Origin of the sequence: Rhodococcus sp. 27YEA15, assembly GCF_049739425.1 — a bacterium.
GTDB lineage: Bacteria > Actinomycetota > Actinomycetes > Mycobacteriales > Mycobacteriaceae > Rhodococcus_F.
Map to the genome: position 1 here is coordinate 3,497,374 of NZ_JBMHHW010000001.1, position 13,849 is coordinate 3,511,222.

At 63.6% G+C, this 13,849-nt stretch carries 10 protein-coding genes (1 of these 10 cut by a window edge); 2 read left to right on the plus strand and 8 right to left on the minus strand.

Translation table 11 applies throughout. The features are described from left to right. The 6 genes from ABH922_RS16235 to ABH922_RS16260 form a co-directional block, all read right to left on the minus strand. Nucleotides 1-4,349, minus strand: the beginning of a protein-coding gene (locus ABH922_RS16235; protein ID WP_424807887.1) for a non-ribosomal peptide synthase/polyketide synthase. It extends 24,382 nt beyond the left edge of the window; only the first 4,349 of its 28,731 coding nucleotides appear in the window; the start codon lies at nucleotides 4,347-4,349; its stop codon lies off the left edge, out of view. A gap of 465 nt (nucleotides 4,350-4,814) precedes the next feature. Beyond that, nucleotides 4,815-5,654, minus strand: coding sequence for an HpcH/HpaI aldolase/citrate lyase family protein (locus tag ABH922_RS16240; protein WP_424807888.1), 840 nt, complete (start codon nucleotides 5,652-5,654; stop codon nucleotides 4,815-4,817). After that, complete coding sequence (locus tag ABH922_RS16245; protein ID WP_424807889.1) at nucleotides 5,651-6,139, minus strand: MaoC family dehydratase; 489 nt, start codon at nucleotides 6,137-6,139, stop codon at nucleotides 5,651-5,653. The genes ABH922_RS16240 and ABH922_RS16245 overlap by 4 nt, the downstream gene beginning before the upstream one ends. Further along, a complete protein-coding gene (locus ABH922_RS16250; RefSeq protein WP_424807890.1) occupies nucleotides 6,136-7,299 on the minus strand; it encodes an acyl-CoA dehydrogenase family protein in 1,164 nt (387 codons plus the stop codon). The genes ABH922_RS16245 and ABH922_RS16250 overlap by 4 nt, the downstream gene beginning before the upstream one ends. Then, entirely contained in the window at nucleotides 7,299-9,332 is a 2,034-nt protein-coding gene (locus ABH922_RS16255; protein ID WP_424807891.1) for a biotin carboxylase N-terminal domain-containing protein, read from the minus strand. Before ABH922_RS16255 ends, ABH922_RS16250 begins: the two co-directional genes overlap by 1 nt. Before the next feature lie 5 nt (nucleotides 9,333-9,337). Further along, complete coding sequence (locus ABH922_RS16260) at nucleotides 9,338-10,951, minus strand: carboxyl transferase domain-containing protein (protein ID WP_424807892.1); 1,614 nt, start codon at nucleotides 10,949-10,951, stop codon at nucleotides 9,338-9,340. Between the two features lie 126 nt (nucleotides 10,952-11,077). On the opposite strand from ABH922_RS16260, the gene ABH922_RS16265 reads away from it, so the two are divergent. After that, complete coding sequence (locus ABH922_RS16265; RefSeq protein WP_424807893.1) at nucleotides 11,078-11,695, plus strand: TetR/AcrR family transcriptional regulator; 618 nt, start codon at nucleotides 11,078-11,080, stop codon at nucleotides 11,693-11,695. Between the two features lie 67 nt (nucleotides 11,696-11,762). Continuing rightward, the gene (locus ABH922_RS16270) at nucleotides 11,763-12,497 is read left to right on the plus strand and encodes a GTP pyrophosphokinase (RefSeq protein WP_424807894.1); all 735 of its coding nucleotides are present in this window, start codon (nucleotides 11,763-11,765) and stop codon (nucleotides 12,495-12,497) included. 80 nt (nucleotides 12,498-12,577) lie between these two features. Here the strand turns inward: ABH922_RS16270 and ABH922_RS16275 are convergent, their stop codons facing one another. After that, entirely contained in the window at nucleotides 12,578-12,838 is a 261-nt protein-coding gene (locus ABH922_RS16275; RefSeq protein ID WP_424807895.1) for a GlsB/YeaQ/YmgE family stress response membrane protein, read from the minus strand. Nucleotides 12,839-13,120: 282 nt separating this feature from the next. Further along, entirely contained in the window at nucleotides 13,121-13,735 is a 615-nt protein-coding gene (locus ABH922_RS16280) for a TetR/AcrR family transcriptional regulator (RefSeq protein ID WP_424807896.1), read from the minus strand. Between the last annotated feature and the right edge of the window lie 114 nt (nucleotides 13,736-13,849).

Genomic DNA, 13,849 nt, shown 5'->3' on the forward strand with positions numbered 1-13,849 from the left:
GCGACCGGCACATCGAGCTCGGTGGCTACAGCCGTCACACCCGAGAATTCGAGCTCGCGTCGACCACTGATCTCTGCCGTCAGTGCGACCTGGAAGAGTGGGTGACGAGCCCGTGAGCGCGGCGGGTTGAGAGCTTCTACCAGACGTTCGAATGGAACATCGGCGTGCGCGTACGCGGCAAGCCCCGATTCGCGAACTCGCTGAACGAGATCTGCGAACGATTCGTTGGGATCGACCTCGGTGCGAAGCACCAAGGTGTTGACGAACATTCCGATCACGTCGTTGAGCACCTGATCGTCGCGACCACCGATCGGCGCCCCGATCGCAATGTCGGTGGTACCACTGATCCGACTCAACAGCGTGGCGTATGCCGCTTGCAGCACCATGAACAACGATGCGTTGTTCGCGCGGGCCAGGGCATTGAGCTTGCGCGTAGTGCGCTCACCGATCTGAAAGTGGTATTTGGCACCGTGATTCGATGCGATGGCAGGTCGCGGTCGATCGGTGGGTAGATCCAACTGATCCGGCAGATCCGCCAACGCCCGCCGCCAGTAACCGATCTGGCGAGCAGATTCCGAACGAGGATCGTCCTCGGATCCGAGCACCTCGCGCTGCCACAGAGCGAAATCCGCGTACTGAATCGGCATCGGCGTCCAGGCCGGTGCCGACTTCTCGCTACGTGCGGAGTAGGCGACGAGAAGATCACGCGCAAGGGGGCGGAACGACAAACCGTCTGCGGCGATGTGATGCAGAACCATCACCAGCACGTAGTCGGTCGGCGAAACCTCGAACAACGCTGCCCGCAGGGGAATTTCGAGTGTGACGTCGAAGCCGCGAGACGCCACCTCGAACATGGCGGCATCCAGTTGCGAATTCCGGACCTTGACCGGGGTCAACTCGACCGCGGCACGATCGAGCGGAAGAATCACCTGCCGAGCGGTGCCGTCGACGTCCGGATAGACGGTTCGCAAGGATTCATGGCGCTCGAGCAGGTCCGTCACGGCCGCCTGCAATGCCGCCGGATCGACGTTTCCGGTCAGCCGAACCGTGAACGGAAGGTTGTACGACGGCGTGGAAGGATCCAACCTGTTGATGAACCACATACGTTGCTGCGCAAGCGACAACGGAATGACATCCGGACGAGGCCGTGCCGCCAACGGAGCGAACTGGCTTGCGTTGCCCGCCATCGATTCCACCCGAACAGCCAACGTCGCCACCGTCGTGGACTCGAAAAGCTCACGAACGCCGAGCTGCACACCCATGGCCGTGGCCACTCGGGTGACCAGTTGTGTCGCCACCAGCGAAGTTCCACCGAGCTCGAAGAAATCGTCGTCGAGCCCCGCCTGCTCGACGCCGAGAACGTCCGCGAAAGCGGCCGCAACGATCCGTTCGATTTCGGTGCGGGGTTCGCGATACTGCTTGGCGCTCGTGAACACCGGCTCGGGCAACGCGGCGCGATCCAACTTTCCACTAGTGTTGAGCGGCAACGCATCCAGAACCATCAGGGCGGCGGGTACCATGTACGACGGTAGGCTCCGCCCCGCGAATTCGCTGAGACTCGGCGCATCGATGCCCTGACCCGGGCCCGGTACCACGTAGCCGACCAGCTGGTCACCCGTGGCGGTGACGGCGACCAAGACCACGGCCTGCGAGACGTGAGGGTGTGCCAGAAGCACCGTCTCGATCTCACCGAGTTCGATGCGTTGGCCGCGGAATTTCACCTGGAAGTCGGTGCGTCCGATGTAATCGAGGTTGCCGTCTTCGCGGCGCTTGACGAGGTCGCCTGTGCGGTACATGCGCTCACCTGCGGTGCCGTACGGGTTGGCGACGAACCGATCCGAGGTAAGATCCGGCCGGCCGACGTACCCCCGCGCGAGTTGAACTCCGGCGAGATACAATTCACCCGGCTGCCCGATGGGGGTCGGGCGGAGCTTTCCGTCGAGCACGTGGGCTTGAATGTTCCACTGCGGCATACCGATCGGCACGGAGGTGGTGTCCGACGGATTCGCTTCGTAATAGGTGACCGACACGGCCGCCTCGGTCGGGCCGTACAGATTGTGCAGGCCGGCATCGCACAGTTCACGGAAGGCCACCGACGTCTCGGGCGGCAGGGCCTCACCGATGACGAACACGTGCCGCAGCGAGTTGCAGGACTGCGCAGGCGCATTCGCGGTGAAAAGCGTGAGCATGGAGGGAACGAAGTCCGTGATGGTGACTCCGAGTTCGGCGATCTTGTTCGCAACGTAAACGGGATCGCGATGACCATCCGGAGTTGCGACGACCAGTGTGGCACCGACCTGCAGCGGCATGAAGAATCCCCACAACGAGACGTCGAACGTCGTCGCGGTCTTCTGCAGGTAGACATCCGACGCGCAGAGTTCGTACTCGGCGTTCATCCACTGAAGCTGGTTGTCGATCGCGGCGTGGCTGACCGCCACGCCCTTGGGGCGCCCGGTGGACCCGGACGTGTAGATCACGTAGGCGGTGTTCGAGAAGTGCAGAGGGGACAATCGATCGGTATTGGTGATCGGACGACTGTCGAGTCCGTCGTAGTCGAGAACGTCGATCTCGACGGTCCGAGTGCCCTCCGGAAGGTCCACCTCGTCGCGCACGGTGGTCACGACGCAGGTCGGACGCGCGGATTCGAGGATGTACGCGGTGCGATCAGCCGGGTGGTCGGGATCGACCGGTACCCATGCACCGCCGGCCTTGGCGATTGCGTACAGACCGATCATCAGGTCCAATGATCGCCGAATTGACAGCCCCACAAGAGATTCGGGTCCGACTCCCATCGAGATGAGCCGCCGCGCAAGACCGTTCACCCTGGAATCGAACTCGGCGTAGGTCAGACTCCGGCCTTCGAAGACGACTGCCGTCGCATCGGGAGTGCGGGCAACCTGTCGCTCGAACGCATCGGTGATCGTGTTCGGGGTGACGTGGTAACCGGTCCGGTTCCACAGCGCGACCTTGTTCCGCTCCTCGGCCGTGGCCACCGGGAGGTCCCAGACCTTTCGACTCGTCTCCGAAGAGACGAACTTCTCGAGGAACTCCACGAACCGCGAATGGTTTCGCTGCGCGTCCGCCGCCGCATACAGATTGGGGTTCGACTCGAAGTCGATGTGCGTGCGGGTGTCGCCGACACTCTGGTACAGGTTGACGCCGAGATCTTCGATCAGGCCGGTCGAGAGGATGTGGAGTTCTCCGACCAGAGGTCCGAACGCCAACTCGGTGGAAAACATCATGATGTTGATCCACGGACCGAAGAACCCACCACGGCCACGGCCGTCGCGCACCATGTCCTCGTGGCGGTACTGCTGACTACGCAGCGCTCCGGACATTTCACGTCTGACGTCGTCGAGAAGTTCTCGGACCGTGGTCTCCGAAGTCACCGTCAGGCGGAGCGGAACGACATTGGACACCATACCGCCGGACCTGCGCAGCATCGCCGTGGTGCGCCCGGAGACCGGCAGACTCAGCGACACGTCCTCGCGGCCGGTCATCTGGGCCAGGTAGGCCGCGAACGCCGCGACGACCGTTCCGGCGACCGTCGTCTTCTCCACCCGCTCGAGGAACCGACCGAGGAGTGCCTCGACATGGTTCGACAGCGCAGCGCTGTCGATCCTGCTGACCGGGGCCGGAGCGGCGCTTCGACCCGCCAGACTCGAGATCTCGTCGAGATCCTTGACCTTGTTCGACCAGTACTTGCGGTCGTTCTCGAAGCGAGACGACTGACGATAGATGTTGTCGAACTCGTAGACGTCCCGCAGACTGGTCGCCTTGCTCGGCGCCGGATCTCGACCCTCGACGCTCGCCGAGTAGAGCTCCGCCACGCGGGTCACGAAGTTGGACGCGCCGAAACCGTCGAGGATGGTGTGGTGCACGCGGGTGTACCAGTAGTAACGATCTTCGCCGAGCCTCAAGATCGTGGCCGATATCAGTCGGTCGACAAGCATGTCGATCGGGCGGCTGCGGTCTGCGCGCATCCACTGCATGGCGGCATCGTGCGGATCGTCTTCGCTTCTCAGATCGACGTACCCGACGGAATCGTCGAGCGTGGGATCGATGACCTGGAAGGGCTGGGCATTGACTTCGAAGATCCGAACGAAGGCGGACCCGATTTCACGACCGGCGTCCGCGCAGGCTTGCCGGAAGACATCCAGGTTTATGGCGCCGCGGAGTTCGACGTACTGGGCGATGTTGACCGGGACGGTGGGATCGAGATGCTGGGCGAACCACATTCCACGCTGCGCGGCGGACAGCGGGAACGCATCAGATTGACGAACGTCTTGCGGCCAGGTGCCGACCTCCGGAATTTCGCTCCCCAATTCTCCGTTACCCAGCGAATTCACGCCCACAGCCTCTCTTCCACACCATTGCGCACCTGTGTGAACTGACCATACGATTCACATCAGGTACCGATCTCACCAAGCCCCAGTGAGCCCGAACCGTCCATTGTCCTCCATGCGCCGAGGGCACAACTATGCCGCATAGAGACACATCGACTTACCCGTCGCGGATTGTTACAGTCGCCCCCCGTTGCAGCGCGCCGGCCTTCGGCCCTCCCCTGACCGTGCCAGACGGTCGCTCGCACACGCTCGAAACTACTCGAACAATCTACCTGGTCCCTTCCCGCACCAATACCTGCAGTTCACTGTCACAACAATAGTCTGTTATGTGCGAATAATACCTTTCGCTGGACGGTTGCTCCGCCCTGCGACAGGCCCACGAGAAAGCGCGCCGATCTGAGATCGGCGCGCTTTCGTATCGCTGTTCAGTGGTACCGCCGTACACGGCTACCTGGCGTATCTCACCGGTCAGCGCCGTTCCGACGTGTCCTCGGACTGGAACAATCCGGCTCGGTGCAGAAGCTTCTCCGCATGACGCAGCACCGGTGCGTCGACCATCTTGCCCTCGAAGGCGAACACCCCACGCTCGGTGGATACCGCCGCAAGCACTCGCGTCGCCCAGTCGATCTCACTTTCGGACGGCGCGAACGCCCCGCGAATGACCTCGATCTGGCTCGGATGGATGGCCACCTTGACATCGAACCCGACCGCCACCGCATCGGCGGACTCGACACCGAGACCGACGAGGTCCTTGATGTCGAGGTACACCGAGTCCACAGCCAGCCGGCCGTAGCTCTTGGCCGCCAACAAGGACGTGCTCCGCACGTGCTTCGCGACGTCACGGTACGAACCGTTCGCATGGCGACTGGAGTTTCCGCCGAGACCGGCCACCAGATCCTCAGCTCCCCACATCACACCGACGGTGTTCGCAGCGAGTGCCACGTCCGCGACGGCGAGTGCACCACGCGGTGACTCGATCAACGCGATCACCTCCGCCGGAGCGAGCGAGAGCACGTCCTCGGACGATTCGCACTTGGACAGCATCAAGCGGGTGTAACGGGTCCCGTCGAGCGCGATCAGGTCGAGTTCGTGATCACGGGTGCCGACCGGGTTGACCCGGACGATCGTGCTCTCGGGGTCGAGCGGTGTGTCGATCAAGGCCGCACGAGCAGCTTCCTTGTCGGCCGGAGCCACCCCGTCCTCGAGGTCCAGGATGACCACGTCCGCAACGGCCGCGGCCTTCGCGTATCGCTCGGGGCGATCGGCCGGGCAGAACAACCACGCCGGGCCCGGCGGTACCCAGCTCACGAGGCTTCCTGCGGTCGCAACTGCACCAGCGTCTTACGGGTAGCGACCGCCACCACGTCACCGTGCTGGTTACGGCCGGTGTGCACCAACGTCACGATGCCCTCGCCTGGACGGCTCTTGGACTCACGCTTGTCCGAGATCAACGTCTCGGCGTACAGCGTGTCACCGTGGAACAGCGGCTTCGGGAAGCTGATGTCGGAGAAGCCGAGATTCGCCACGATGGTGCCCTGGGTGAGCTGCGCCACGGACAGGCCGACGATGGTCGAGAGGGTGAACATCGAATTCACCAGACGAACACCGAACGTGGTGTCCTCGCTGTACGCGGCGTCGAGATGGAGCGCCTGCGTGTTCATCGTCAACGTCGTGAACAACACGTTGTCCGCTTCGGTGACGGTACGACCGGGACGATGCTCGTAGATCGCACCGACCTCGAACTCCTCGAACCAGAGTCCGCGCTGAACTATTCTGTTCTCCGATTCGCTCACAGTCCGGCCTCCCGCGCGATCAGCATGAGCTGAACCTCGGTGGTGCCTTCGCCGATTTCCAGGATCTTGCTGTCACGGTAGTGGCGAGCGACGGCGTACTCGTTCATGAAGCCGTAGCCACCGTGGATCTGAGTGGCGTCGCGGGCATTGTCCATGGCAGCTTCCGACGCGGCGAGCTTCGCGATGGACGCCTGCGTCTTGAACGGCTTGCCGGACAGCATGAGCGCGGCAGCGTCGTAGTACGCGGTACGGGCGACGTGGGCGCGCGCCTGCATACGGGCGATCTTGAACGAGATGGCCTGGTTCTGCCCGATGGGGCGACCGAACGCTTCGCGCTCCTTGGCGTACTTGATCGACTCGTCGACGCAACCCTGTGCGGCACCGACACTCAGTGCGGCAATGGCGATGCGGCCCTCGTCGAGGATGCGCAGGAAGTTCGCGTAGCCGCGGCCACGCTCGCCGAGCAGGTTCTCCTCGGGAACGCGAACGTCCGCGAAGGTGAGCGGGTGGGTGTCCGAGGCATTCCAGCCGACCTTGTTGTACGCAGGCTCGGCGGTGAAGCCGGGTGTGGTCGTCGGCACCAGGATCGTCGAGATCTCCTTCTTGCCACCCTCTTTCACACCGGTGACCGCGGTGACCGTCACCAGCTTGGTGATGTCGGTGCCCGAGTTCGTGATGAACTGCTTGTTTCCGTTGATGATCCATTCGCCGCTGTCGAACTTGGCGGTGGTTTTCGTTCCACCCGCGTCGCTACCCGCTCCGGGCTCGGTCAATCCGAACGCCGCCAGGGCCTTGCCACTGGTGAGCTGCGGGAGCCATTCTTCCTTCTGCGCCTCGTTGCCGAAACGGTAGATCGGCATGGCGCCCAAGGACACCCCGGCCTCGAGCGTGATCGCAACGCTCTGATCGACCTTGCCGAGCTCCTCGAGAGCCAGGCAGAGCGCGAAGTAGTCGCCCCCCATTCCGCCGTACTCCTCGGGGAAGGGAAGACCGAACAGGCCCATGTCCGCCATGCCTGCCACGACCTCGTAGGGGAAGGTGTGGTTGGCATCGTGCTCGGCGGACACCGGCGCAACGACGGTCTTGGCGAAGTCCGCGACCGTCTTGGCCAGCTGCTGGTACTCGTCCGGAAGCGCTCCGGTGGCAAGATAATCGGTCATCACACATCATCCTTCTTGGGCTTGTTCTCAGTATCTTGTGCAGCGTCTTCGGTCACCGGTACGACGCGGGCCAGGATCTGGTCCACCATCACCTGTTCGCCCTGACGGACGAGGATCTCGACGACACCGTCGACCGGTGCGGGCAACGCATGTTCCATCTTCATCGCCTCGACGACGACGAGCGGCTGTCCGGCCGTGACGACCGCACCCGACTCGACGTTGACCGCGATGACCGCGCCTGGCATGGGGCTGGCGATCTCGGCATTACCGGTGCGCTCGTCCTCACCGCGCACACTGACCTCGGCGACCTCACGGACATGCCAGGTGCCACTTCCGGCGAGCCACAGTCCGCCATCGGTTTCCGCGACGACAAACGTGCGACGGCGTCCGTCGATCACGACCGCCAGGGTGGTTCCCGCCAGGGACGCGCTGAGCTGACGCGGCTGCGAGTCTTCGACCCGAACCGTTGCCGCGGCCGGAGAACCGGTAATCGCAACGTGCTCGGTGCGGGTGCCGGCGGCGAGCCGGACGGACGTGGGAGCGGCGGAGCCGACTCGCCAGCCGCTGGGAACATCCCACGGGTCGGCGACGTCGGCGGCAGGCCAGCGCTGCACCCATCGGTACGCGGCGGCGGCGATCAGCACCTCGTCGGAGGCGTCGGCCGCAACGAAGTCCTCGACCCGACGATCGAGCAGGCCGGTGTCGAGCTTGCCTGCGACCACGTCGGGGTCGGCGAGGAGGAAGCGGGCGAACTCGATATTGGTGACCACACCGAGCACTGCGGTGTCACCGAGAGCGCGATCGAGCTTGCGCAATGCCCCTGCGCGGTCGGAGGCGTAGGCGATGACCTTGCTGAGCATCGGGTCGTAGTCGCTACCGACCACGGTGCCCGCAAGCAGGCCGGAATCGACGCGCACACCCGAGCCGGTGGGCTCGACGAGATCGACGACGCGGCCACCGGTGGGCAGGAAGCCTCGGCCCGGATCCTCGGCGTAGACGCGAGCCTCGATGGCGTGCCCGGTCAGAGTGATATCGCTCTGCGAGAAAGCGAGCTTCTCCCCCGCCGCGACGCGAACCTGCCACTCGACCAGGTCGAGGCCCGTGACCATCTCGGTGACGGGGTGTTCGACCTGCAGACGGGTGTTCATCTCCATGAAGAAGAACTCGTCCGGCTTGTCGGCGGAGACGATGAACTCGACGGTGCCTGCGCCGGTGTAGTCGACACTGCGCGCGGTGTTGCATGCTGCCGCACCGATCCGGTCACGGGTGGCCTGATCGAGCAGCGGCGAGGGCGCCTCTTCGATGACCTTCTGGTGACGACGTTGCAGGCTGCATTCGCGCTCACCGAGGTGGACGACGTTGCCGTGCGCATCGGCCAACACCTGGACCTCGATGTGCCGGGGGCGCAACACGAATCGCTCGAGGAACAGGGTGTCGTCACCGAAGGACGACGCGGCCTCGCGGCGTGCGCTGAGCAGCGCCTCGGCCAGGTTGGCCGGATCCTCCACCAGACGCATGCCCTTGCCGCCGCCGCCTGCCGACGGCTTGACCAGCACGGGGTAGCCGATGTCGTCGGCAGCGGCGATCAGTTCCTCGTCGGTCAGTCCGGGACGGGCGATGCCGGGAACGACGGGAACGTCGAATGCTGCCACCGCGTTCTTCGCGGTGATCTTGTCACCCATCACTTCGATGGCCCGCTCGGACGGGCCGAGGAATGCGATGTCGGCGGCGGCGCAGGCCGCCGAGAACGCCGAGTTCTCGGACAGGAAGCCGTAACCGGGGTGAATGCCCTGGGCTCCGGTGGATTTGGCGGCGTCGATGACCTTGTCGATGACGAGGTAACTTTCGCGGGCTGCGGCGGGTCCGATGTTGACGGCGACGTCGGCTTCGCGGACGTGGCGGGCATTGGCATCGGCGTCGCTGTAGACAGCGACGCTGCGAATTCCCATCTCGCGCAGAGTGCGGATCACGCGGACCGCGATTTCGCCGCGGTTGGCGACGAGGACGGTATCGATAGTGCGAATATCAGTCATTTCACTCACATCCGGAAGACGCCGTAGGAGACCGGCTCGATAGGCGCATTGGCGCACGCCGAGAGAGCAAGGCCGAGAACAGTTCTGGTATCTGCGGGGTCGATGACGCCGTCATCCCACAATCGTGCAGTCGAGTAGTACGGGTTGCCCTGTGCCTCGTACTGCGCGCGGATCGGCGCCTTGAACGCTTCTTCGTCCTCGGCCGACCACGGGTTACCCGCGCCGTCGAGTTGATCGCTGCGGACCGTCGAGAGCACGGACGCGGCCTGCTCGCCGCCCATCACCGAGATGCGCGCGTTGGGCCACATCCACAGGAAGCGAGGCGAGTACGCCCGCCCACACATGGAGTAGTTGCCTGCGCCGTAGGAGCCGCCGATGACGACGGTGAGCTTGGGGACTCGGGCACATGCGACGGCGGTGACCATCTTCGCGCCGTGCTTGGCGATGCCGCCTGCCTCGTAGTCGCGGCCGACCATGAAGCCGGCGATATTCTGCAGGAACAGCAGCGGCACACTGCGCTTGTCGCACAATTCGATGAAATGTGCACCCTTCATGGCAGATTCGCCGAAGAGGACACCGTTGTTGGCGATGATGCCGACCGGATGGCCCTGGATGTGCGCGAATCCGGTGACCAGCGTCTTACCGTACTCCGCCTTGAACTCCTGGAACGCACTGGAGGAATTCCCGTCACCGCCGGGGCCGTCGACGAGACGCGTGATGACCTCGTGCACGTCGTACGGAGTGCGGGGATCCGTGGGGACGACGTCGTAGAGCTCGCTCTGGTCGGCCACCGGTGCGACGGTTTGCACTACGTCCCACGGGCGCTCGGACCGGGGGCCGAACGTGGCGACGATGTCACGCACGATGCGCAACGCGTCACGGTCGTCCTCGGCGAGATGGTCGGTGACACCGGAAACCTTGGAGTGCAGATCGCCGCCCCCCAGATCCTCGGCCGTCACGATCTCACCGGTGGCAGCCTTCACCAGCGGCGGACCACCGAGGAAGATGGTGCCCTGGTTGCGGACGATGACTGCCTCGTCGCTCATCGCGGGGACGTAGGCACCACCGGCGGTGCAGGACCCGAGAACCGCGGCGATCTGCGGAATTCCCTTGGCACTCATGGTCGCCTGGTTGAAGAAGATGCGACCGAAGTGCTCCCGGTCCGGGAACACCTCGTCCTGACGCGGCAGGAACGCGCCACCGGAGTCGACGAGGTAGATGCACGGCAGGTTGTTCTGCAGCGCAACTTCCTGTGCGCGCAAATGCTTCTTGACCGTCATCGGGTAGTAGGTGCCGCCCTTGACCGTCGCGTCGTTGGCGACGATCACACACTCGCGACCGGACACCCGCCCGATGCCCGTGATGACGCCGGCGCCGGGGCATTCGTCGTCGTAGAGGCCGTTTGCCGCCAGCGGTGACAGTTCGAGGAACGGGCTACCCGGATCGAGCAGCGAGTCGACCCGATCGCGCGGGAGCAGCTTCCCACGGCCGACGTGCCGCTCCCGCGACTTCTCGTTACCGCCCAGCGCCGCCTGCGCCAGCTTTTCCTTCAGCTCGTCGACCAGGACCGAGTGATCTGCCCGATAGCCCGATCCTGCGGTGGTTCCACTCGAGGTCATTTCGCCGCCTCCACGCTTGGTGACATCTTTGCCGCCTTCTTGCTATGAGTTAATGCTCGATAACTGAAACTAGATTAACTATGATTAACTGAGTTGTCCAGACGCACGCGAGGGAAGATCGATTCCATGACATCCGAGCAGGTAGCCGCCTCAGCACCGGCAGCAGCGCCGACCCGACGCGATCAGATGAAAGCCGATCGCCGTCGTCAGCTCCTCCAGGCAGCGGCCCGGCTGATCGCTGAACGCGGCTTCGTCGGAGTCCGACTCGAGGACCTCGGCGCCGCGGTCGGGATCAGCGGACCCGCCGTCTACCGCCACTTCCCCAACAAGGACGCCGTCCTGGTCGAACTCCTGGTCGGCATCAGCACCCGGCTGCACGAAGGCGGATCGGCCGTGGTGGAATCCGCCGAATCCCCCACCGCAGCTTTGGACGCGCTCGTCGACTTTCATCTCGACTTCGCCCTCGGTGAGCCGGATCTGATTCGAATCCAGGATCGTGATCTCGAATCTCTGCCCGCCGATGCGCGCCGCCAGGTCCGCCGGCTGCAACGCAAGTACGTCGAGGTCTGGGTTCGAATACTCGAACAACTCGATCCAGATCTGGACCAGTCCGACGCCCGCGTCCAGGCACACGCGACATTCGGGCTGATCAACTCCACTCCGCACAGCGCGAATCCGGCCCTGCCGACGCGGGCCAGGCGCATCCTGCGCGAGATGGCCCTGGCGGCATTGCTGGCCCGCTGAGACCGAGTACTCACACCTCGATGGCAGACTGGTAACACCAGCTACAGATAGGGATACCGTGCCGGACGTGGAAGACAACCGCGGAATCAGCCGAACCGAATTCGCCGAACTGCGGACCGAGTTCGCCCGATTCATGATGGTGTACCAATTCGGCATCTCCGAACTGATGACCAAGGTGAACATCCTCAAGGACGAATTCACCCACATCAATCAGTACAGTCCGATCGAGCACGTCGCCTCGCGGATGAAGTCACCCGAATCGATCCTGCGCAAGGCCAGGCGTTTGAATCTTCCGCTGACCTTGGATGACATCTCGAAAAATATCTTCGACATCGCCGGTGTCCGCATCACCTGCAGCTTCATCTCCGACACCTATCGGATCGCGGACATGCTCACCAGCCAGTCGGACATCCGTGTCATCGAACGCGAGGACTACATCGCCGATCCGAAACCGAACGGATACAAAAGCCTGCATCTGATCGTCGAAGTCCCGGTCTTCATGAGCGACCAGGTGCGACATGTACCGATCGAACTCCAGATTCGCACCATTGCAATGGATTTCTGGGCCAGCCTCGAGCACAAGATCTACTACAAGTACAACCGTGACGTTCCCCGTGAACTCCTCGACGAGCTGACCGAAGCCGCTGCCGCCGCGCACCGACTGGATGTGAAGATGGAACGCCTCAACGACGAATTCGCGAAGATCAAAGCACTGCCGCATCCCGACGACGACGTGCTCGGCCCCGAACTTCCCGCCCAGTTCCTCGAAGCCCTGGACATCCGCCGACGCCGGATCGACTGACGTACCGACCTACGCCCCGGACGCGTGCGGCGTCTGTCCCGACATTCGGAACAGACGCCGCACTACGTTGCCTGGATTCTCTACTTCTTACCGGTGACCGCGCTGTAGCCGAGCGAGAGCACCGCTGCTGCCGCGATACTGATGATCCAGCGAATCCAGTCGATACCGCCGGTGTCCCCCTTGTCGGAGATCGCACCCCAGACCCAGTAACCGATCAGTGCGCCGGCAACGCCGAGCACAACTGTCACGATCATCCCGTAGTTCTGCTTACCAGGCAGAACCAGCCGGGCGAGGATACCGATCACTGCGCCGAAAATGATGGTGCCGATGACGGAAAGCATGACAAACCCCTCTCCTTGCCTTGCGTTCACGCGGACGAATTCTCGCCGCAGAGACGAACGATAGCCGGGCGATCGCGTCGACGCAGATGTTGACCGAATTGTCGTAAATTGCCGTTTTTGAACGAGTTTGACGAATGCCGCGACCCACCACGGTGTGATTTCCCGAATTGTGCGGCACGTTTTTCACCCGACGATTTGGCACGGGAGCCGCCGTCAGATGAGTTGCAGTGCCGGTAAACCGTCGATCGGCTGACACCGACCGCCTCGAGCGCGAGCAGATGGTCAGTCCCGACAGACGCGCTGCACGAGATCCTGCCAACCCCGGCCTGCCCGAAGCACGATCCGATCGACGCCGTCCGACAGATCAGCCGAGGACAAGTACAGCAGCAGCGGCCCGTCGAGTGCTGCGGACAGTTGCACCGCCAACAGATCGAGGTCGGCTCCGTCGATACCGATCTGCCCGAGCAGCATCCTGATGTGCATCCTCGACATCGACACGGCGCCGTCCATCGGCAACGGCTGAGTACCGCCCAAAGCCGCGCGGGCGATGTCGCGATGTTCGAGCATGAAACCGAAACGTGACCGACCGTAGGCGATCAGACGCTCGAGTGGAGTGGCGCCCGGTCCGAGCGGTGGTGGCCCGGCGAGAACGGATTCCTGGAAACCGCGATCCGCATCGTCGAGGAGCGCCTGGAATATGCCTGCCCGGCTGCCGAACCTGCGGAAAACCGTGCCTTTGCCCAATTCTGCGCGTTCGGCGAGACCGTCCATCGTGAGCTTGTCCGCGCCGACGTCGGCGATGATCTCGCGCGCGGTGTCGAGCAGGTGGAGGCGGTTACGTACGGCGTCGGCGCGCGGCTCTCGCGGCTGCCCGACCGTCCAGGCTAGTGGCTCCATGCGATCGATTCTAACGATCGGGAATAGTAAACGGGGTAAAGTCCGTTTATGCTTGTCGGGTTCACCCCGGACCCTTCCGGCCACCCCGACATTCGCACGTCTCGTCTTTTCTCA